The sequence below is a fragment of the Acidisoma sp. genome (assembly GCF_035492295.1).
Lineage (GTDB): Bacteria > Pseudomonadota > Alphaproteobacteria > Acetobacterales > Acetobacteraceae > Acidisoma.
Genome location: NZ_DATJJK010000089.1, coordinates 1 through 20,187 on the forward strand (window position 1 = coordinate 1; position 20,187 = coordinate 20,187).

The 20,187-nt window shown below is 65.4% G+C and carries 21 protein-coding genes and 1 pseudogene; 3 read left to right on the forward strand and 19 right to left on the reverse strand.

Translation table 11 applies throughout. The features are described from left to right. The 11 genes from VL752_RS06240 to VL752_RS06290 form a co-directional block, all read right to left on the reverse strand. Positions 1 to 1,306, reverse strand: a 1,306-nt coding sequence (locus tag VL752_RS06240) for an FAD-dependent oxidoreductase (protein WP_325353245.1), incomplete at its 3' end; no start/stop codon positions are given. Between the two features lie 136 nt (positions 1,307 to 1,442). Continuing rightward, positions 1,443 to 2,414, reverse strand: a complete 972-nt coding sequence (locus VL752_RS06245; RefSeq protein ID WP_325353247.1) for an acetamidase/formamidase family protein — start codon at positions 2,412 to 2,414, stop codon at positions 1,443 to 1,445. A gap of 61 nt (positions 2,415 to 2,475) precedes the next feature. After that, on the reverse strand, positions 2,476 to 3,174 hold the full coding sequence (locus VL752_RS06250) for an ABC transporter ATP-binding protein (RefSeq protein ID WP_325353249.1): 699 nt from the start codon (positions 3,172 to 3,174) through the stop codon (positions 2,476 to 2,478). Then, a complete protein-coding gene (locus tag VL752_RS06255) occupies positions 3,171 to 3,902 on the reverse strand; it encodes an ABC transporter ATP-binding protein (RefSeq protein ID WP_325353251.1) in 732 nt (243 codons plus the stop codon). The genes VL752_RS06250 and VL752_RS06255 overlap by 4 nt, the downstream gene beginning before the upstream one ends. Next, positions 3,899 to 4,951, reverse strand: coding sequence for a branched-chain amino acid ABC transporter permease (locus VL752_RS06260; protein ID WP_325353253.1), 1,053 nt, complete (start codon positions 4,949 to 4,951; stop codon positions 3,899 to 3,901). Before VL752_RS06260 ends, VL752_RS06255 begins: the two co-directional genes overlap by 4 nt. Then, complete coding sequence (locus VL752_RS06265) at positions 4,948 to 5,826, reverse strand: ABC transporter permease subunit (RefSeq protein WP_325353256.1); 879 nt, start codon at positions 5,824 to 5,826, stop codon at positions 4,948 to 4,950. The genes VL752_RS06260 and VL752_RS06265 overlap by 4 nt, the downstream gene beginning before the upstream one ends. 7 nt (positions 5,827 to 5,833) lie before the next feature. Next, positions 5,834 to 7,321, reverse strand: a complete 1,488-nt coding sequence (locus tag VL752_RS06270; protein ID WP_325353257.1) for an ABC transporter substrate-binding protein — start codon at positions 7,319 to 7,321, stop codon at positions 5,834 to 5,836. Between the two features lie 31 nt (positions 7,322 to 7,352). Further along, on the reverse strand, positions 7,353 to 7,991 hold the full coding sequence (locus VL752_RS06275; protein WP_325353259.1) for an ANTAR domain-containing response regulator: 639 nt from the start codon (positions 7,989 to 7,991) through the stop codon (positions 7,353 to 7,355). Beyond that, positions 7,985 to 9,187: a transporter substrate-binding domain-containing protein gene (locus tag VL752_RS06280; protein ID WP_325353261.1), complete on the reverse strand. Its 1,203-nt coding sequence runs from the start codon at positions 9,185 to 9,187 to the stop codon at positions 7,985 to 7,987. The genes VL752_RS06275 and VL752_RS06280 overlap by 7 nt, the downstream gene beginning before the upstream one ends. A gap of 276 nt (positions 9,188 to 9,463) precedes the next feature. Further along, a complete protein-coding gene (locus tag VL752_RS06285) occupies positions 9,464 to 10,138 on the reverse strand; it encodes a peroxiredoxin-like family protein (protein ID WP_325353263.1) in 675 nt (224 codons plus the stop codon). Positions 10,139 to 10,161: 23 nt separating this feature from the next. Beyond that, positions 10,162 to 10,797: a glutathione S-transferase family protein gene (locus VL752_RS06290; protein ID WP_325353265.1), complete on the reverse strand. Its 636-nt coding sequence runs from the start codon at positions 10,795 to 10,797 to the stop codon at positions 10,162 to 10,164. A 111-nt stretch (positions 10,798 to 10,908) separates the two neighbouring features. On the opposite strand from VL752_RS06290, the gene VL752_RS06295 reads away from it, so the two are divergent. Continuing rightward, on the forward strand, positions 10,909 to 11,853 hold the full coding sequence (locus VL752_RS06295) for a LysR family transcriptional regulator (protein ID WP_325353267.1): 945 nt from the start codon (positions 10,909 to 10,911) through the stop codon (positions 11,851 to 11,853). On the opposite strand, the gene VL752_RS06300 is transcribed toward VL752_RS06295, so the two are convergent. The 7 genes from VL752_RS06300 to VL752_RS06330 form a co-directional block, all read right to left on the reverse strand. Continuing rightward, positions 11,801 to 12,505: a glycosyltransferase family 2 protein gene (locus tag VL752_RS06300; RefSeq protein ID WP_325353269.1), complete on the reverse strand. Its 705-nt coding sequence runs from the start codon at positions 12,503 to 12,505 to the stop codon at positions 11,801 to 11,803. The two genes, VL752_RS06295 and VL752_RS06300, sit on opposite strands and share 53 nt — an antisense overlap. After that, positions 12,493 to 13,545: a radical SAM/SPASM domain-containing protein gene (locus tag VL752_RS06305; protein WP_325353271.1), complete on the reverse strand. Its 1,053-nt coding sequence runs from the start codon at positions 13,543 to 13,545 to the stop codon at positions 12,493 to 12,495. Before VL752_RS06305 ends, VL752_RS06300 begins: the two co-directional genes overlap by 13 nt. Then, positions 13,524 to 14,888 carry a hypothetical protein gene (locus VL752_RS06310; RefSeq protein ID WP_325353273.1) on the reverse strand — a complete coding sequence of 455 codons (1,365 nt, stop codon included), beginning with the start codon at positions 14,886 to 14,888 and terminating at the stop codon, positions 13,524 to 13,526. The genes VL752_RS06305 and VL752_RS06310 overlap by 22 nt, the downstream gene beginning before the upstream one ends. Further along, a complete protein-coding gene (locus VL752_RS06315; protein WP_325353275.1) occupies positions 14,885 to 15,637 on the reverse strand; it encodes a TIGR04282 family arsenosugar biosynthesis glycosyltransferase in 753 nt (250 codons plus the stop codon). Before VL752_RS06315 ends, VL752_RS06310 begins: the two co-directional genes overlap by 4 nt. A 138-nt stretch (positions 15,638 to 15,775) precedes the next feature. Continuing rightward, entirely contained in the window at positions 15,776 to 16,234 is a 459-nt protein-coding gene (locus VL752_RS06320; RefSeq protein ID WP_325353276.1) for a hypothetical protein, read from the reverse strand. 5 nt (positions 16,235 to 16,239) lie between these two features. Continuing rightward, on the reverse strand, positions 16,240 to 17,016 hold the full coding sequence (locus VL752_RS06325) for a molybdopterin-dependent oxidoreductase (RefSeq protein WP_325353278.1): 777 nt from the start codon (positions 17,014 to 17,016) through the stop codon (positions 16,240 to 16,242). Continuing rightward, positions 17,013 to 17,687, reverse strand: coding sequence for a cytochrome b/b6 domain-containing protein (locus VL752_RS06330; RefSeq protein WP_325353280.1), 675 nt, complete (start codon positions 17,685 to 17,687; stop codon positions 17,013 to 17,015). The genes VL752_RS06325 and VL752_RS06330 overlap by 4 nt, the downstream gene beginning before the upstream one ends. Before the next feature lie 282 nt (positions 17,688 to 17,969). Between VL752_RS06330 and VL752_RS06335 the strand changes: the two genes are divergently transcribed. Next, positions 17,970 to 18,593, forward strand: a complete 624-nt coding sequence (locus tag VL752_RS06335; protein WP_325353282.1) for a TetR/AcrR family transcriptional regulator — start codon at positions 17,970 to 17,972, stop codon at positions 18,591 to 18,593. Then, entirely contained in the window at positions 18,590 to 19,912 is a 1,323-nt protein-coding gene (locus tag VL752_RS06340; protein ID WP_325353284.1) for an LLM class flavin-dependent oxidoreductase, read from the forward strand. The genes VL752_RS06335 and VL752_RS06340 overlap by 4 nt, the downstream gene beginning before the upstream one ends. Here VL752_RS06340 and VL752_RS06345 read toward each other — a convergent pair. Beyond that, a pseudogene (locus tag VL752_RS06345) lies at positions 19,909 to 20,187 on the reverse strand (hypothetical protein); the annotation flags it as partial. The gene VL752_RS06340 and the pseudogene VL752_RS06345 overlap by 4 nt on opposite strands.

Sequence of the window (20,187 nt, forward strand, 5' to 3'; positions counted from 1 at the left end):
CGCGAAAGCTTGCGTGGTCAAGCCGGTCGCGCAGCCGAAAGTATTCGCCGATGGCGGGCAGCATCCAGGGATTGCCGGTATAGAAGGGACGGGTGCGGAAGGGCGGCGTCTCGAAGGCGGAAGGCTCCGCGCGGCCGAGCATGCGCAGCGCAGTGCGGTGGCCGAGCCAGGAGGCCATGGCGACCCCCGAGCCGCAATAGCCCATGGCATAATCCACGCCGTCCTTCTGCCCGGCATGGGGCAGGAAATCGAAGGTGAAGCCCACGAAGCCGCCCCAGCAATGGCTGATCTTCACCGCTGACAATTGCGGGAAGACCAGCAGCATCATGGCCCGCAGCCGGCGCGCCGTCTCGTCATGCGCGATCGGCACGAAGGTCGCGCGACCGCCATAGATGATCCGGCGTCCGTCCGGCGAGGGGCGGAAATAGCTCAGGATGCGCCTGGTATCGTTGATGATGGCGCCAGTCGGGAACAGCTCCGCCATCCTTGCCTCGCCCAGTTCCTCAGTCGCAATGATGGAGCTTTGCATCGGCAGGATGCGGCGGCGGAACCAGCCGAGCGAGCGCGAGGTATAGCCGTTCGTCGCCATCAGCACTTTCCGGGCGGTGACCGGCCCGCGCGTTGTCGCGAGGCGGAACTGCTCCCCGGCGCGAGCAACCTCGGTGACGCGGCAACCCTCGATAAAGGCCACGCCGCGCGCGACAGCGGCCTCCGCCAGACCGCGATGATAGCGCGCCGGATGGATGGAGGCGGCGCCTTCGAGCAGCCTGCCGCCCTGGTAATGGGTGGTGGCGATATAGCGGCCCTGCTCGGCGCAGGGCACCATGCGCATGGCGGCGCCCTGCCGCTGATACTGGCCGATGGACTGTTCGAGCGCCGCGTAATGCCGGTCGGTATAGGCGCCCAGAAAATGATCGCCGATGCGAAAGCCGCAATCGAGGGCGAAGCGCGCGACCTGGGCTGCCATGAAGGGTACCAGCCCCTCGGCCTCCGCGCACATGCGGTCGGCGATCTCAGGCCCGAAGAGCTTCGCCAGATGTTCGGGCGATTCGTGAAGGTGGCCGGTGATCATGCCGCCGTTGCGCGTGCTGGCGCCGAAGCCCGCGCTCTCGGCCTCGATCACCAGAACCCGGTGTCCGGCTTCGGCGAATTCGAGCGCGGCCGAGAGGCCGGTGAAGCCGCTGCCGACGACCGCGAGATCAAAAACCGTCCCGTCCGGCTGCCATGGCGGGAGGCCCGCGACCCGCGCATCCCACCAATAAGGCGTGCCGTCCGCGCGATAGGAGGACGTGAAGATGTCGGACATCGCGAAGCCCTTTTCGGGTGCCGGTCGTCTCGTCACCCGGAAGGGGTAGCGCCATCACGGCTGTCCCGGAAAGGGGATCACGGACGCGCCAGCTTGTCCATGGCGCGCCGTGTCCGCCCAGATCAGGCGGGTAGGATCAGGCGGGGTCGAGGATGTATTTCTTCGGAATTGCCGCACCCACCGTGTATTTCGGATCGACGAAATTGCCCAGCCGTACGCGGCCGCACTGGCTGAGAAGCATATACGCATCCCATTGGTCGAAGCGGTATTCGGCGGCCATCCAGCGCACCAACTCGCGGTAGGCGATGCGGGTTGCGTCCTCCAGCGGCCGGGCGGAGCCGATCGCCATGATGAACTCCTCCTTCTCCATGCGCGGCCATTCGATCGCCCAGTTCTTGATCAGATCGACGCGGATGGTGGTGATCGTCTCATGCTCCACCGCCACGCCGCAGACCTCGCCATCGCCTTGGCAGGCATGGGCATCGCCAATGAAGAGTCTCGCGCCCGGGGAGCGGACGGGCAGGTAGGTGATGCTGCCAGGCCCCATATCCGGCAGGTCCATATTGCCGCCATGCTGGTCCGGCGTCAGGGAATTGATGCTGTCGATTTCGGGTGACAGGCTGAGCGTGCCGATATGGGGGTTGTAGGGCAGGGTTACGCGGTCGCTCCAGAGCACGCGCTTCTCGTCGAGATTAATCTTGCGCACGATCTCCGGCAGCGGATTGTTGAGCGTTGCCGTATAGGTGGTTCCTGTCAGCGCGCCGAATTCCGGGATCATGCAGCAGGTGCCACGGGGGTTCTGGCCGCGCGGGACCATGCTCTCGATATGGACGGCGATGACATCGCCCTTCTCCGCACCCTCGATCATGATCGGGCCGTTCTGCGGATTGAGGAAGGGCATGCGCAGCTTCTGCGTCGGCATGTCCTGCTCGGTCTTGATCGCGCCCTCGAAGGCATCCCGCGTCTCGACGACGATGCGGTCTCCGGGCTTGACCGAAAGAACGGGCGAGGAATAAGGCCCGATCGTGTAGTGATACTGGCCCTGGACGGCTTCCGTGAGTTGATGCGTCACGGGTTCGCGGCCGGCACCCGCGCCGCGTCGTGCCATGATCGAATCCGGGAGCCAGGTTTTAGAGCCTTCGGCTGGTTCCAGCATGGGGCTGTTCCTTCTAGATGGAGAGATACTCGGCCAGCAGGGCTTCGTCCTGCACCTGTTCCTGGCCGAGGGTGGAAACGATGGCGCCCTTGTCGAGCACGTAGGCGCGCTGCGCCACGTGCTGCATGAGATCGAGATTCTGTTCGACGATGAGTACGCTGAGACCCTGGCTGCGATTGAGCGTGAGCAACGCCTCGCCGATTTCCTGCACGATGCTGGGCTGCACGCCGTCGCTCGGCTCGTCGAGCAGAAGCAGGGAGGGGCCACCGATCAACGCGCGGGCGATGGAGAGCATTTCCTGCTGCCCACCGCTCATGGTGCCCGCCATCTGGCGGGCACGCTCGCGGAGCACCGGGAAGGTCGCATAGATCAGGTCGAAATCCAGCGCCTTGCCGCCGCCGACGAAACGGCCGGTGCGGAGATTCTCATGCACCGTCAGGCGCGGAAAAATCTGCCGCCCCTGTGGCACGTAGCCAAGGCCGCGCCGCGCGCGTTCTTCGGCCCGGAGCTTCGTCAGTTCCTGGTCCGCGAAGCGGATGGTGCCCGCCCGCGCGGGCAAAAGGCCGATGATGGTGCGCATGAGCGTGGACTTGCCTGCCCCGTTGCGGCCGATGACGCCGACGATCTCGCCCTTGTCGAGGTTGATCGACACGTCCCGCAGCACGGTGCCGGTGTCATAACCGCTGGAGACGCCGTCTACCGAAAGGATCATCGCGCCTTCTCCCGAACCTTGCCGAGATAGATGGCGCGCACATCCTCCCGCGCCGTGATCTCCTCCACCGTGCCTTCCGCGAAGACCGCGCCCTGATGCAACACCGTGACCGTCTGGGCGACCGCGCGAACGAAGGCAATATCGTGCTCGACAACGACGATGGCGAGGCCGGCGGCGTTGAGCTCCCGCAGCACCTCTGCCGTGCGCATCGTTTCATTGGGGGACATGCCGGCCGTCGGTTCGTCGAGCAGAAGCACGCCCGGCCCCTGGCGCAGCGCCATGGTGATTTCGAGCCATTGCAGCTCGTGATGGGCGAGCAGGGCGGCCGGCAGGTCCTGTTTGCCGGCGAGACCGAAGGCGGAGATCGCGGCGCGGTAGGGAGCGGCATCCTCCTCCGTGCCCCCGCGCCGCGCGGTTTCCAGATTCTCGCCCACCGTCATCTTGTGATAGGCGCGATTGGTCTGGAAGGTGAGGCCGAGCCCGCTGCGCACGCGGCGGAAGGGTTCCAGCCGCGTGACGTCCTGCCCGTGGAGGAGGATCGACCCGGAATCCGGCTTTTGGATACCGCAGAGCAGCGAAAAGAAGGTCGATTTGCCGGCGCCGTTGGGGCCGATCACGCAGCGCAGTTCATGGCCGTGCAGCGTGAAGTCGATTGCACTCGCCGCCACCACGCCACCGAAGCGCTTGTTGAGGCCGCGCGCCTCCAGCACCGGTCCCGAGGCGCTCATGCCGCATCTCCTATCCGACGCGCCCGGCGCGGTCTGAGCCGTGCCAGACGCAGGATGACGCCCTCCGGCGCGAAGAGCATCACGGCGACGAGCAGCACGCCGATGATGACGAGGGCATATTGGTTTCCGGCCGAGGAAAGCTCGTAACTCAGCAGGCTGAGCAGGAAGGTCATGATCGCAACGGCGACCAGGCTGTCTCGCCCGGCGACGGCGACCCAGATGACCGGGAGAGCCGCCTGGCTGAGGCTGGTGACGGAGGGGGTGATGTAGTTGCCCCATTGCACGTAGAGCAGGCCGCTGATGCCGGAGAGGATGGCGGCGCCGACGAAGACGCGCAGCTGCTCGAGCCGCACGTCGTAGCCCAGAAGCTCGGTGCGGATGGCATCTTCGCGGATCGCCATCAACACCTGGCCGCGTTGCGAATTCACCCAGGCGCGGAGGCCGACGATGAGCAACAGCACGACGATGACGACGAGATAGTAGAAGGCATAGTCCTGGAAGGTGAGGCCGGCGATCTGCAGGGAGGGGATTCCGGTCATGCCGTTATAGCCGCCGAGCGCCACCTGGCCGAAGGTCCATTGCGGACCGGCGGTGAGACCGAGGAAGGTATTGAGCAGAAGGGCGAGCACCAGCGTGAGAATCGGCACGATCCAGGCCGCGACCCGGGCGTAGAAGATGAAATACCCGAAAGCGGCGGCAAGCAGGGCGGTTGCCCCGAGCCCCGCGAGCGTGCCAAGCCAGGTGGCCCAGGCGCTGTCCGGAAAATTGCCGGCGACGATGCCGTAGACGTAGCCCGCGACCGCGAAGAAGGCGACCTGGCCGAAGCTCAGCACACCGCCATAGCCCCAGAGCAGGCTGAGGCCGAGGGCCATGGGGATGTTGAGCAAGTAGAAGGCGACGTTGCTGGCGGCGAAGGCACTGGCGAAGGCCGGATAGACGAGGAAGCCGATCGCGACGATCGCCATCGCGGCCCAGGCCGGCGGCTTGCGTCCGATATCATGCGGCCCGGTGAAGCCGCGGGCGAGCGGCAGGGCGAGGCGGCCGATCATCGGGCCCACCTCGGCAGGAAGCGCGGATTGATGGAGGAGACGCCGCCCGGCAGCAGCCGGATGACGACGAGCGCCATCACCAACAGGGCGACGCTGCCCCAGAAGGTGCCGAGCAGGAAGGAGACCGGCGTTTCCACAAGCGCCAGCAGGGTGCTGCTGCCGAGCGCGCCGCCGATGACACTTGCCCCGCCGCCGACGACGACGGTGATGAAGGCAGGTGCCACGAACTGCTGCCCCATGAAGGGGGCGATGGAGGTTGTCGGCGCAAGCAGCGCGCCACTGAGGCCGGCGAGTGCGGAACCGAGTCCGAAGGTCACCATGTAGAGGCGGTTGACCCGGATGCCGAGCGCCCGCGCCATCGCGGGGTTCTGCATCGCCGCCCGCGCCTGCAGGCCGAAATCGGTGCGGCGGTAGATCCAGCCGAGGCCGACGAGCAGCAGGACGCAGAGCAGGATGAGAACGAGCCAGTAGACCGAGAAGGAAAAGACACCGAAGGAGACCGATCCGCCCGGGATCGCGATCGGCGGCATGAAGGGGCCGAAGGCGAGCAGAGCGCCCTGGGCGAGGATGAGGCTGATGCCCCATGTCACGACCAGGGCGCCAAGCTCGCGGCCGTAGAAATGCCGCACGATCAGCCGTTCCAGCACCATGCCGAAGACGCCCACCGCGACCGCCGCCAGCAGCACGGCGAGCGGCAGAGGCACGCCCCGATGCACGGCGGCGCTTGCCGTATAGGCACCGAGCATCATGAACTCGCCATGGGCCAGGTTGATGATATTCATCATGCCCAGGATGACGATGAGTCCGAGCGCTGCCAGCAGCAGGAAGGCGGCGTTGGTACCGAACTGATAGAGAAGGCTGATCGCTTCGGCCATTGTCTGATTACGCCGGCTTGAACATCTTGAAGAAGGGATCCTCGGCCGGGGTGTACTGTTTGTGCTCCGGCGTGCGCACGAGATTGACGCCGAGACGTTGCAGCCACCAGGGCTCGATCGACGGCCATTCCCGCGCAAAGCTGATGTTGTGCTGCGCATCGGCCACCGCGAGGCGGATGTAGTGGGTCGCGTGATGAGTTGCGGGCTCAAGGAATACTGAACCCTCGGGCGCTTCGATGCTCCAACCGGCTTCGAGGGTCTTGCGCACCGTCTCCTGATCCGTCGTGCCGGCGAGGCGGGCCGCCTTGGCATAGAGATGAATGCTGAAATAGGTGTTCTGCGCCATCTGGCCGAGATAGGGATCGTTCGGGAACATCTTGTAGAATCGCTGAACGAAATCCTGGTTCCGCTTGGTCGGGATCTCTTGCATGTAGTTCACGGCATTATGCATGTTGGCGAGCGAGGGCGCCTTGAAGCGCTTGTGCTCGTAGCCCTGCGCCATGTTGACGGTGGAGGCCATCGGCAGATGCAGGCCGGCAGCGGCCGCCTGGGGGTAATAGTTGGATTGGTTCTGACCGACGAGAAGCGTCATGACCCAATCGGGTTTCGCAGCCTGCACACGCGCGATCACGGAGCTGAACTCAGAGACCTCGAGCGGGGGGAATTCCTCGCCGATGACCTGAGCCTTCAGAATGGGCGCGAAGGACCGCACCCAGGCGGCGGTAAGCTGGCCGAAATTGTAGTTGGCCGCGATGGTGAAAATCTTCGGGCCAAATTTCTCGACCATGTATTGCATGACCGGAATCACCTGCTGTTCGCAGACCGCGCCGGTGCAGAAGGTGTTGCTGTCGGCGACACCGCCTTCATACTGGTTGGTATAGAAATAAAGCTGCTTGCGCTGATCGACGATGGGACGGATCGCCTCGCGCTCCGCACTCGCGAAGCCGGCGAAAAGCACGTCCACCCGGTCCTGCTGGATCATGCGGCGGGCAAGCTGCTGCCAGAGCTGGTTGTTGGATTGCCCGTCCGCCGACAGCAACTGCACGGGCTGGCCGAGCAGGCCCTTGTCGCCAGACTGGACCAGGATCTCGTCGGTGTCGGAGGTGACCATCGCCTTTTCACTCGGCGTGCCGCCGTCATCGATGATCTTGAGATCGCCGCCCGAGGTCGCGAGCGTCGGCGGCTTCGGCGCATACATGCCGTAGCTGCCGAGTATCCCGGTGCCGACCGGGCCGCCGGCGAGCGTGTAGCCGGCGTTGATCTCCTGCACGGCGAGCTGCGCCGCATGCAGCTTCTGAATGCCGTAGATCGAGAGATTGCCGGATTCATCTTCAATGAATCCGATCTTGACGGGTTTGTCGCTGGCTGCGCGGACGATCGCCGGGCGGCTCAGCATGGTCGCCGCCGCGGCGGCACCGGCGGTCAGGAGGACATTGCGGCGGGTCGGCCCGAACCCGTTCGGGGCCGGATTGGATGGCATCGTATCGTCTGTCATGGGAGTCCCTCTCAATCGATGAATGGGAAGACTATGTCGTTGCCCGACGTCCCTTGGGCGCGGCGATGGAGACGGTGTCGGGGGTGTCGCCCAGGCGAGCTGCGAGCGCCGGTTGGCTCGCAATCCCGGCTGCCAGAGATTCCACGCTGACGCGCGCATCCATGGCGGCGCGACGCAGGCGGTCGAGCGCATGCACTTCGTCAAGACCGTGCAGGCGCATGATTTCGATGGTAGCCCGCACGACGAGCGGGCGTGCGCGCACGCGCTCCGCGAGATCGTCCACCGTGTCGCGCAGCCGCTTCATCTCAGCATGCACCTGATGCGCAACGAGCAGGGTCTGGAAGACCCGCCCGGAGCCGATGGGCTTGACGATGAAACCGGATGCATGTTGGGACAGCGCCCATTCGATGCGGCCCGGCGCTTCCGAGGCAAGCAGGGCGATCAACGGAACCGGGGGGAAGGCGCGCCCCCAGGGAAAGAGCGATTCATGACCGGTATCGGCATCGAAGAAGATGAAATCGACAGCGGCATCTTCCAGCGTCATGGTGGTGGCTGGGCTCTGCGCGCGGAAGGTGAGGCCGATCCTGTGGATCTGCGCTTCCAACGCTCCCCGGTGGTGGTCCGCCTGATGGATGATGAGGGCCGTGCGGCCGGCAAAACTGCTCAACATCCTTGTTTCCCCACGAGACGAAGTGGTCGCCGTGGCTTCGGGGCGGGCGCCGTCACCACGGCCGCCGCGCCTTGCGCGGGCAGGGTGAGATAAGGGTCCGGTCGCCAAGGGGCGTCGGCCTCCCAGACGATGTCGAAATCACCTGCCGTGCTGGCGCGGCCGATGCGCGGAGTAAGCCAGGCGTGATTGTTGTCGGGGTCGATCCAGACCGCGCCCTGCGGCGCTTTGACCTGGCAAGCATAGGCGGCATGCTTGACCGCCTGGATGTCGTCCGTCTGCGCATGGCGCAGGCTTGCCGCGAGCAGCTGGGCGGTGATGAACGCGGCTTCGGAATCGGCGGAAGTGACCCGGCCGGCGCCGAAGCGGGTACCGAAAGCCTCGGTGAAATGGGTATTCTCGGCGCGGGCCACGGATTGGAAATAGACGCTGCAGGCGATATGCCCGGCCGCGGCCTCAGGCCCGATCGCATGCAACTCAGGTTCGGACAGCGTACAGCTCAGGATCGGCCGGCTGTCGGGCAGAAAGGCTTCGTCTCGCTCCCCTAGCCGGTGATAGGCACGGTAGAAATGATAACTCGATTCACCGATGAGCGTGTTGAAGATAAAATCGGGCCGGATTTCCGCGATTTCCGCGATCACCGCCTCCATGTCGGTGGAGCCGATCGGCAGATAGCGTTCGCGCGGCACGGTGCCGCCAGCTTCCTGGATGAGGCCGCGCATGATGCGCGTATTTTCCCAGGGCCAGATATAATTGCTGCCGATGCAATAAACGGAGCGCCCGTAGCGCGGCAGCGCCCATTGCGCGAGCGGTACGACATGCTGGTTCGGCGATGCCCCGGTATAGATGACATTGGGGCAGCTCTCGAAACCTTCGTAATGCGAGGGGTACCAGAGCAGACCGCCGAACTTCTCGACGATCGGTATGATTTCCTTGCGGCTGGAGGACGTGTAGCAGCCGATGATGTGGCGGACGCCGTGGCGGAGCAGCGTATCCGTTGCCTCGCGATAGCGATCGAGCGAGCCACCAGGATCGACAATCTCAGGCTCCAGGATCAGCCCGTCATTGGCCTGGGCATTGGCGAGTTCGAGGCCGAGCAAGGCACCGTCGCGCAACTCCCGGCCCACGGTCTCGTAGGGGCCGGAGGTCGAGAAGAGGATGCCAATCTTGAGACTGCGCGGGCTGACGTGCGAACCCAAAGGTGATGTTCCTAGCCCCAAAACAAAAAGAGCCCTTAGGCAGATTACTCTGCCGAAGGGCTCACCTGCCGAAGTTGGCGGACCAATCCGCCAACCTATGATGAAGTCGCGGCGCAGTGTTTATCAGCGATGCGGCAGGGGTCAAGAAAAATTCACAACCCCTGCGAAAAATGCAGCCAGGCGCCTAAAACCTAAGCGATTGCACAAAACAAAAGCATGCATGATTTGGGTGCGCGCTGAGATCGCGCAGGTCCTTTGCGTGCAGCGTCTTGTCCATCAGGCAGAGACACTTGCCGCATAGCGCAGCGCGGGCAGCATGTTCTCGGGCTGCGGACGTTTGGTGTAATCAGGGTTGACCTCGGCGTAGAGGATGATGCCGTGCTGGCCAATAACGAACCGGCCCGGCATCGGCAGGGTCCAGCTTTGATCGCCATTGAAGGACGGCAGATCGTTCTTCAGGTTTTTGTAGAGCGCGACGAGATCGTCGGGCATCGCGAAGCGCAGGCCGAAGCCGGCGGCGACATCGTTGTGCGGGTCCGCCAGGATCGGGAAGGTGAGACTGTTCTGCCGGACGGATTTGCGGCTGTTCACCGGCGTCTGCGGCGAGACCGCGACAAGACGGGCGCCGAGCGCCGCGAACGCGGGGAGCGCCGCCTGCAGGGCCCGCAACTCCATGTTGCAATAGGGGCACCAGATGCCGCGATAGAAGCTGACGATCAGCGGCCCCTGGGCCAGCAGATCGCGCGAGGAGACGGACTGGCCGTCGGGGTCATTCAGCGTAAAACCGGGTGCCTTGCTGCCGGCCTTCAATGCCCGGCTTGCCGCCCCCGAGGCGATGAGTTCGGCGGTCGCGCGCTGCATGGTTTTGATCGCCGAGCGGGGCACGCTGTGGGGTGGCTTGCCGGCTTCGTAATCGGCCTTGAAAGCATCAAGCTCGTCCTGCAGGGCCATTCTGCCTCTCCTCACTCCGATGTTCAGGATTGTGGGACGAGGGCGCTCACTTGCGCGATCGCGCGCTGTACCGCCGGGCGCGCCGCGACGTCCTCGTACCAGCGGCCAACGTGGCGAGTCTCGTCGAAGGTTACGCCCGCGAAGTCGCGCCGCCAGAACCAGCCAAAATGTGCGATGTCGGCGATGGTGAACTCATCGCCGGCAACGAAGGGCCGTTCGGCGAGCACGCCGTTCAACACGCCAAGCGTGCGGCGGGCTTCGGCCGAAAAGCGCTGGATGGCGAGTGGCTGGGGTTCTGCCGCTTGGCGTTGAAAGAAGCCGGATTGCCCGAAGGCCGGCCCAAGGGCAGAGGCATGAAAGAACAGCTGTTCGAAGACCCGCGCCCTCTCCCGGCCCCTCGGCGGCAGCAGGCGCCCCGTCTTCTCGGCCAGATAGATGAGGATGGCGGCCGATTCCGTCAGCACCATCCGGCCGCCTCCGGCTTCCTTGTCTACCAAGACCGGCACCTTGCCGTTCGGGTTGAGGGTGAGAAAATCCGGTGCCTTCTGCGCGCCCTGGCGCACATTCACGCCATGGAGCCGATAGGGAAGCTCCATCTCCTCCAGCGCGATTGGCACCTTGATGCTGTTGGGCGTCGCGAAGGCATAGACGTCGACCATGATCTCTTTCCTCTTCAGGCGGGGCGCCGCGCATGATGAGGAGATGCCTCCCTGATGCTCGACATGGCAGCGGTCTCCAGGCAATAATGACCATTCCGGAGGGGAATGGCGTTGGACCGGTTTCAGGCGATGGCGACCTTCGTGCGCGTCGTGGAGACGGGCTCCTTCTCCGCCGCGGCCCGGCAGTTGAATGTCGGTCAGCCGGCGGTCTCCAAGACAATTGCGCAGCTCGAAAACGTGCTGCAGGTGAGCCTTCTGGTCCGCTCCACCCACGGGCTGAGCCCGACGGAAGCGGGCCTGCGCTATTTTGAGCGCGCCCGCGCGGCGATCCAGGAGGCGGATGAGGCCGAACTTGCGGCGCGCGGCGCCGGTGCCGGTCTTCGCGGCCGGCTGCGCGTCTCGGCCGCCACGACCTTCGCGCGCCTGCATATCGTGCCGCATCTGCCGCGGTTTCTGAACGCGCATCCCGGGCTCGATATTGACGTCATTCTCGACGACCGCATGATCGACCTCATCGCCGAGGGCGTTGACTTGTCCCTTCGCATGGGGGCGCTAGCGGATTCCGCGGCGGTCGCGCGCAAACTCGCAACCGGCGGCCGTTCAGTGCTCGCAACCCCGGCCTATCTCGCCCGCGCCGGGGTGCCCCGGATCCCGGCCGATCTCGCCGAGCATCAGGCTGTGACCTACAGCCAGCAGCCCAATGTCTGGTGCTTTACGAGAGACGGTGCTGAGGTCTCAGTCACGGTGCATGGCCGGGTGCGGCTCAGTGCCGCCGAAGGACTGCGTGCGGCGGTGCTGGCTGACATGGGGCTGACCATTGCCTCAGACTGGATGTTCCCCGCGGAAATTGCGAGTGGCGCGGTGCGCCGGGTGCTGCCGGAGTGGAGTCTGCCGCCGATCGACCTTTGGGCGGTCTTTCCGACCGGGCGGATGGCAAGCGCCAAGGCCCGGCAATTCGCGAGTTTCGTGGAGACGGTCATGGCGGAGAGCCGAGGCCAAGACGTCAGCCCTGCACTGATCCGCCCCGGGCCGTCGCCACCCGGAGGAAGGTGCTGACGATCTTTGTGCTGGCGCGCATGGTGCCGGACAGCGAGCCCGCTACTTTGGAGCTGCCGCCAGCGCGGCAGCGATAAGGCATCGGCACTTCCAGGATGCGCAGGCCGACACGGGCCGCGCGCATCTGCATTTCGATATTCCAGCCGTAGGTCATTTCACGCAGCCCGAGGGCAGCCAAGGCCTCGCGGCTAATCGCGCGAAAGGCGCACATATCCGAATAGCGCACGCCATAGAGCGCGCCCATGCCGAACCCAGCCACCCGGCCGGCGATCACCTGATGCCAGAGCATCGAACCGGGGTCACGCACGCCGCGTGTACGTGAGGCGAGGACGAACTCCGCGGCTCCCTCCAGCACCGGCCGCGCGATACGGTCGATGAGGTCTCCGCGATCGGCGCCGTCGCCATCCATGAAGGCGATGACGCGGCTTTCGGCAGAGGCCGCGGCCGCACCCATGGCACAGGCGCGGCCATAACCGCGCCCGGCATCGAGCACGCGCGCGCCGGCGGCTTGTGCAATCTCCCGGGTGCCGTCCGTGCTGCCACCATCCGCCACGATGATGTCGCCGCGATACGCCGCAGGGATTTCCCGTACCACGGCGCCGATCGTCTCGGCCTCGTTGAAAGTCGGGATGACGAGGCTCAGAGGCTCCATCGCATTCCACAATTCTGGCAGGGCGCGGGCGGTGTGTCGGACAGCAGGCTATCGCGAAAATCCCGATAGGCCGGACCGTTCCAGATGTCGCGCAAATCCTGCTGTGTCGCGTCTCCCAGTGTGTAGTTGCTGTATCCACGCACGGCGAAGGGCGCGATGCAGCAGGGGAGTGCCCGGCCATGGGCGGTGAAATACATCAGCGACCAGGGACGCCGGCAGGTGGACCAGGCGCGATCCTCCTGGCGCTTCAGGCTGAGGCCGGGCTCGGTCGCGCCCGAGGCATCGAGCGTCACGCCAAGGGGCTCCGCCACTGCCTGCGCCGCCTCGATCGCCCGGCGTTCCTCCTCCTGCGTATTCTCGAAGAGCGACTGCGCGGCGCTGGCCATGCCGTAACCCTGCTCGTCGAAGACCAGACGTTGCAGATGCACCTCCCGGATGCCCATCTGGGCCGCCAGGCGCACGAAGGCCGGCAGCTGCTCCACCGTCTCCTTCAGCCCGGTGAGCCAGAGCGAGACCCGCGGCGTGGTCGCCCCTACCTGCTTCTGGTACGCAACGAATTTCCCCACGTCGCGCACGATGCGATTGAAAAAATCCTTGCCCCGCACCTTCGCATAGGACTCGCGGTCCGCGGCGTCGAGCGAGACGCGCAGTTCGTCGAGCCCGGTGTCGATCAGCTCCTGAAAGCGCTTCGGCTGCATCAGCGTGCCGTTGGTGTTGAACAACACGTACGTGCCGCGCGCCTTGAGATAGCGGATCATGTCGGGAAGCTGCTTCACCAGCATCGGCTCGCCCACGCCATGCAGCACGACACGGGCGACGTTGGGCACCTGGTCGACGATCTTCGTGAACAGCTCCCAACTCATATCGGCGGGCGGCTCCAGCGTTTCGAACGTGCGCGGGCAGGTCTCGCAGAGCAGGTTGCAGCGGTTGGTGACCTCCAGATAGAGGCAGACGGGCGGCTTCTCCGCGTGGGCGGTGCGCTCGGCGCCAATCTCCTCAAAATAGCGGCGCGGGTCCTTCAGCGCGACTGTAGCGGACATGCAATTTCTCCTGTTGCGGCGGGCAGGGGACGTGGCTGGGCCTGCCGGCGGCGTAGCTCCACCAGCAGCAGCGCTGCGGCGGGAAGGTAGATGAGGGAGGGCCACAGAAAGTGGCTATTGCCGATGGGGTCGATGATGAGCAGCAACGGCGCGGTCGCGAGCCAGAGCAACGCGGCCGAGGGTGCCACGACCGCCGGCAGTGCCGCCCAGGCGAAATACCAGTGGTAATGCGGGCTGATCGCGACCAGGGCGACGCCAATGAGCAAGCCCGCATCCTGGCAGAGGCGGTAGGCATCATTTGCCGGCGGCGGGCGCCGCAACAGTGCCAAGGAAATACCGGCATAGAGAAGGGCCACCAGAGCCACATAGAGGGCACCGGCAAAGCCGGGCAGCGGCAGGATGGACCCCAGCCCCGCCAGCAACCAGAAGCCTTGGCCACTGTCGAGCCCTTCCTCGGCACCGTAGGTCGGCAGAAAACCCAGAACGTGCCGGCCCGCGCCACTGTAGAAGGCGTAGCCGAGGATGATGACCGCAAGGCCGGCCGCCGCAGGGCGCCAGAAACGCCCGCCGCGCAAAAGGGCGGGGGCCACGACGATGGGCAGGAATTTCGCCATCACCGCCGCAGCGAGTGCGGCACCCGCCCAGCCATGCCGGCGCCGGGCGCGCAGCAGAAGCGCAAGGCCGACGAAGCCCACGGCAATGGCATCGACATGCCCGTCGCTCGCGAAGGACCAAAGTGCGAGGGGGTTCCAAGCGTAGATGAGAATCCGCTCGCGCGGCAGTCCAGCCAGCGGCAGCAGGAGCAGCATCGCGCCGATGCCCAAAGCCTCGAAGGCGAGGGCGGCGAGCCGAAAGCTATTGACGCTGTCCCATACTCGGCCGGCGAGGCCGAAGACCATTTCGGCCACCGGCGGATAGATGGTGCGCGCATATTCCTTGCGGTTGATGTGGGGATAGACGCGACTGTCCCGCAGCCCGGCCAAGGCCGGGTCAACCGGGATATAGCGATAGGGGTTGATGTCATGGGCCTGCACCCGCCCGTCCCAGACATAGCGGTAGATATCGGTGGAGAGCATTGGCGGCACGGTCAGCAGCGTGACGCGCAAAAGCGCAGCGATGCCGAGGACGAGCCAAACCGTCTGCTTCGGCCACTGGGCGCGCAGCACCCACCAGACGGACAGAAAATACACCGCCGCACTGATGCCGAGCAGAATGACGAGCCAGCCGAGCATTGCCACATGTGCGGGCCCCGGCACGGCAGAGGGATCGACCAGGATGCCGGCAACTGTCAGAGCCAGCAGCAGGACGCCCAGGATCGCAAGAAGGGAAAGTCGTTTCGTCACGCGGCGCGCTCGCCTTGCAGGAGAGCGGCGAGGTCGAGGGCCGCGATGGCGCGCCGGGTGAAGGGCGCGGCATAGCCCCGCTCATCCCGCAGCAAGCGATCGAGCGCGGCGGCATCATCGATATCGTACCAGGACGGCAGTTCGATCATGTCGAGGCCGAGGGACCGGGCACGGGCGCGCGTTGCCTCGGCCACCGTCTCCGTGCTCCAGGCGATATCGGCGAAAAGACCGGCATGGGGAGCGTTCATGCCGAGAAGATAGTAGCCGCCATCATCACAGGCGCCGAGCACCACGCGCTGACTGTCGCCGGCGGCGAGCAGGCGGGCGGCCGAGACGAGATAGGAGGTCGGCAGGTTGGGCGTGTCTGAACTCAGCACGCAGGCAGAGGTGTGGCCGCGCGCGAAAGGACCCATGGTCGCATCCAATAGGCAGCGGCCGAAGCCCTCCACCCCCGGCGCGGGGGCGCCGCTGCCATCGGCCAGGATTAGCGGCGTGTCCGCGGCCAGATGGGGGGCAAGCCCGGCTTCGGTGCCGAGCGGTGCATAGGCCGCGTAGCGCGCGATGGCGATGGTTTCCGCCGCCACACGCAAATTCTCCGTTGTGTCACGCAGGAAGGCGGCGCTGAGGCTTGCCGCCTCCTGGGGATGCAGCGGCGGGCAGAGGCGGGTCTTGGAATGACCCGGCCGCGGCGCTTTCGCCATCACCGAGATGGCACAGTCGCCGCCCGATCCAGGTTTTCGCTTTTCCATGATCCGCCCTCCGGGTTCGGCCTCACGCGGCGGTGAGGCATGGTTTCATTCCTGGCATCACCGGTCGCCCGCCCAGTATACGACGGAGCGACGGGCGCGGTTTCGTTCCCACAGAAACGTGAGGTATCCGGCAAAGGTTCAGTGCGACGGCTTGGCAAGCCCGACCTTGATTGTCGTGTCATCCGGTACGGTCATCGTTCCGGACCCGGTATAGGTCGGGAAGGCCGCCAGCTGCTGCGGCGTGAAGGCCACGACCTCCATGTCCTGGCCGAGCAGTACCATGGCATCGACCGGCACCGCGATGGATCGGCCGCCGATCCCCATGAAGCCGCCATAGGACATGACGACCAGAATATCGCCCTGCGCGTTGCGCACCACGGCGCGCACGCGGCCCAGGATCGTCTGGGCCTCGACCGGGCGCAGCACGAGACGATGGAGCAGATCGCCAACGCGCACGGGCTGGGGGAAGCGCATGGCGGCCGATTGCGCGAGGCTCATGCCCGAGGGTGGCGGCATGCCGCCGGGCATTGGGCTTTGCGCCCGCGCGGCGGCCACGCCCAGGCCGACGAAAGCGAGCGCGAAAAGAATGCCGCGCATGCCCCTCAAATCCCCGCGAACCATGAGAAGCCCCGGGATTCCCAGTAGCCGCCGGGATAGGTGTTGGTGACCTCGATGGCCGTCACCCATTTCGGATTCTTGTAGCCGAGCTTGGTCGACATGCGCAGGCGCAGCGGAAAGCCGAAGGGATCGGCGAGCGTTTGCCCACCATAATCCAAGGCCAGCAGCGTCTGCGGATGCAACGCCGTCGCCATGTCGATACTGCTCGGGTAATTGTCGGCGGTCTTGAAGGCGACGTATTTGGCGCGGGTATCGGCGCCGACATGTTCGAGGAAGGTTTTCAAGGGCACGCCGCTCCAGCCGCCAATATAGCTCCAGCCTTCGACGCAGATATGCTTGATCACCATCGAACGCTGCGGCAGGGTTTGAAGATCGGTGAGTGTCCAAGGTCGGCGATTGCTGACGAGCCCGGAAACCTCCAGCCGCCAGCTATTGCCATCTACAGGCTTGACCTGCGTCACATCGTAGTAGGCGTTGAATTTCGGCGGGCGCAGAATTTTCGAGTCCGGATAGGTCGGCGCCAGTTGGTTCGGGTTAAAGAGCAGTGCTTGCACGCGGTCGTTGAAGCGGGACATGGCGAGCAGCGCCTGCTCCACGGCTTCCGGCCGCTTCACGTCGCAGCCCGTGAGCATGACGAGGGCGCCGAGCGACAGGCCGCCGCGGATCAGGCCGCGCCGCTCCAGGCTGCGGATGAGCGGCCGGTGCGTATCGAGCACGGAGGCGTCGGGCGCATCCTCTGGGCGATGAGGGGAGCGTATCATTTGAGGGCGCCCCGCTTTGCGGCCGGTTTGAGAAAGGGGCCGCCCGCGAGCATGGCCCAGATGGTTTTGGGTACCAGAAGCGCCAGCGCGGTATGGACGATGAGGAAGCCGACGATGACCGCCATGCCGGCGAAATGCAGCACGCGCGCCGTTTGGAAGCCGCCGAGCAGGCTGACGAGGGGCGCGAATTGCACCGGCTTCCAGATGGCGATGCCGGTGATGACCTGCGAGATGCCCGCCACAATGGCAACGATGTACAGAATCTTTTGGACCGCGTTGTAGACGGTGAGATCCTCATGGGCGATTTTGAAACGCAGCGTATCCCGCACCGTCTGCACCACGTCCCGGATGCGGATAGGTAGCAGCCGCTCCCGCAGGCGGCCGGTGGCGAAACCATAGGTGAGATAGACGAGCCCGTTGATGCCGAGGATCCACATGCCGGCGAAATGCCATTGCAGGCTCGGGGCCGCCCAATCGCCGAGCCTCCAGAAGCCGCCGAAATGCAAGCCGTGGATGATGACGTCGTCATCATAGATGCCCCAGCCGGAGGTGATCATGACCAGCATCACTGCCGCATTGACCCAATGCATGATGCGGATGGGAACGGGATGAAGCCGCCGCGCGCGCGCCGGAACGACGGCCGCGCCGGGGCCTGACACGGCCTCACCCATGGCTCGGATCTCCGGTCGGAACACGATCCTTCATGTAAAACCTTCCTGTCGTCGATCCCTGAATGCCGTTTCGGTGAAAGATCAGGGCCGGTTACCTCCCGGCCAAAAAATCTCGCGACAATTTTGTAGCGAACGATCTAAAACGAGCCGCACGATCTGACAATGAAGCGTTCCATCACGGGATCGTGACGGTAGCGACGGGTTCTGTTCTAAGATAGGCGATCCAAAATGGACCGCGCGCTGCCGGGGCGGCTCTCCTGGCACTGATGGACGATGTAAGGCATGGCGAGACCACGCGAATTCGACGAGGAGGCCGTGCTCGATGCGGCGATGCAGCGTTTCTGGGACGGCGGCTACGAGGCGACCTCGGTCAAGGATCTGACCGCCGAGACAGGGCTGACCGCCGCCAGCCTCTACAATGCATTCGGGGACAAGCGCGCGATCTACCGCACGGCGCTCGACCGCTATATCGAGACCAGCATCGGCGTCCGCATCGGACGTTGCGAGGCGCTGCCGCCGCGTGCCGCCATTGCTACCTTCTTCGGGGACGTGTTGCGCCGGTCGCTGAGCGACCGCCAGCACAAGGGCTGCATGGTCGTCAACGCGGCGCTGGAATTGGCCCCGCATGACGGCGAGCTTCGGGACATCATCACGGGCGTGCTCAAGCGCATCGAAGCTTTCTTCCGCAGCGCCATCGAAGAAGGCCAGGCGGATGGCACGATCGGCAGCAAAGCTCCCGCGGAAGCCATGGCGCAGCATCTGCTCGGCGTGTTGATGGGTCTGCGTGTACTCGCCCGCGTGCGGCCCGAGCGGGCGCTGCTCGAAGGCCTAGTCGCGACCGCGCTCGCCGGCCTTGGCGATGGTACGGAGGGCGTTTCCGGACCAAGCATCGGGAGGTTCGATTGACACGGCAGATGCACCTCGGCGCCTTTCTCTTCAATCTCGGCAATCACGTTGCCGGTTGGCGCATGCCCGGGGTGCCGACCGAGGGACTGATGTCCTTCGCCTTCTACCGGGACTTGGCCGCGATCGCCGAGCGTGGCAAATTCGATCTGCTGTTTCATTCGGACGGCGTCGGAATCAACGACAGTTACGACGCTGTTCTGCGCCACTCGATTACCATCCGGCCCGAACCGCTGACCCTGCTCTCGGCTCTTGCGGTATCAACCAGCAGGATCGGCCTCGCGGCCACCGTTTCCACGACCTATAACGAGCCCTATCACATCGCACGAAAACTCGCGATGCTGGACTTCTTGAGCGAAGGCCGCGCCGCGCTCAATCTCGTTACCTCGAGCACCGATCTGGAAGCACGCAATTTCGGACAGACGTCCCATCTCGGCCATGCCGAACGCTACGAGCGGGCTGGCGAATTCGTCGATGTTCTCCGTCTTCTCTGGGACAGCTGGGAGGACGGTGCCTTGGTCCTCGACCGTGACAGCGGCGTGGTGGCAGACCCCGCGCGCATCCGTCGCGCCGATTGGCAGGGCCGCTATTTCTCGGTGCGCGGGCCGCTGAACATGCCGCGCCCGCCGCAGGGCCATCCCGTCATCATCCAGGCAGGCACTTCGGCGGATGGCCAGGGTTTCGCCGCCCGGGTGGCGGACATCATTTTCAGCGTTGAGCGGTCTCTCTCCTCGGCCCAGGCTTTCCGGGCGGCAGCGGAGACCCGGGCGCGCGGCGCCGGCCGCCCGCCCGGGGCGACCCGCATCCTGCCTGGCCTGCTGCCAATCCTCGGCCGCACCCAGGCTGAGGCGGACGCGCAGGACCGCGCGCTGCAGGATCTGGTGCCGTCAGCGCTTGCGGTCTCCTACCTGTCCGATTTCCTGCAGCATGATCTGTCGCGCTATCCGCTGGACGGGCCGCTACCGGCGCTGCCCGAGACTAATGGCGAGGTCGGGCGCCGCCAGCTGATCCTGGAGCGGGCGCGCGCGCCCGGTGCGACCATCCGCTCCCTCGCGACGGAGATGGTGCAGAACCGAGGCCATCTGCGCGTGGTCGGCACGCCGGCGACGGTTGCGGATTTTATGGCGCAGTGGTTCACGGCCGGCGCCTGCGACGGCTTCAATATCCTCGCCCCCTTCCATCCCGGCGGCCTCGCCGAGTTCGTGGACGGCGTGGTGCCGGAATTGCAACGCCGCGGGCTGTTCCGACAGGAATACGAGGGCCGGACGCTGCGCGATCATCTCGGTCTCGCCCGGCCCGCCAATGGTGCCGTGGGGCGCTAGCCGCGCAGCACAGTTTCTGTAATTTCGAGATCCTCGGCGAGCATGCGGCGGGGCCGGATGCCTGCCTTGTCCAACGCGCCGTGATAGGCCCGCACGGCCTCGCCCGGGGCGATTTCGCCATCCGCAACATGCCGCATGAACTGCAGCAGGGTCAGCGGCGACTCCGCCAAGTTGATCTTGCGACCGAACAGAGCCAGACGCGCGCCGGCTTGTTCGGACTGGAACAGAAGCTCGAACGTATCCCGCGTGGTGCCGGCGCCGCCGCCCAGGACACC